Genomic DNA, 209 nt, shown 5'->3' on the forward strand with positions numbered 1-209 from the left:
TAGCGACCGAAGAAGCCAGAGTTTTCGTAGTTCAGACCTAAGTCGTAAGACTCACGGCTTTTCACAGTGTGAGTGTATTTGTCGCTAGGGTTAGCATTGTCACGTGGTTGGTATTGTACGCTTGCGCTGAAACCACCAAATACAGGGGTATCGTAACGTACAGATACTTTACGAGAATCTACACGTTTGATTTTACCCAATTGCAGAGC

1 protein-coding gene is annotated in these 209 nt (G+C 45.0%); it reads right to left on the reverse strand.

Going from position 1 to position 209, the window contains the following annotated elements:
- The coding region (locus HMPREF2606_RS05940; RefSeq protein WP_141762179.1) for a porin at positions 1 to 209 on the reverse strand (209 nt) is incomplete at both ends.

Source organism: Neisseria sp. HMSC070H10 (assembly GCF_001837635.1).
Lineage (GTDB): Bacteria > Pseudomonadota > Gammaproteobacteria > Burkholderiales > Neisseriaceae > Neisseria > Neisseria subflava_A.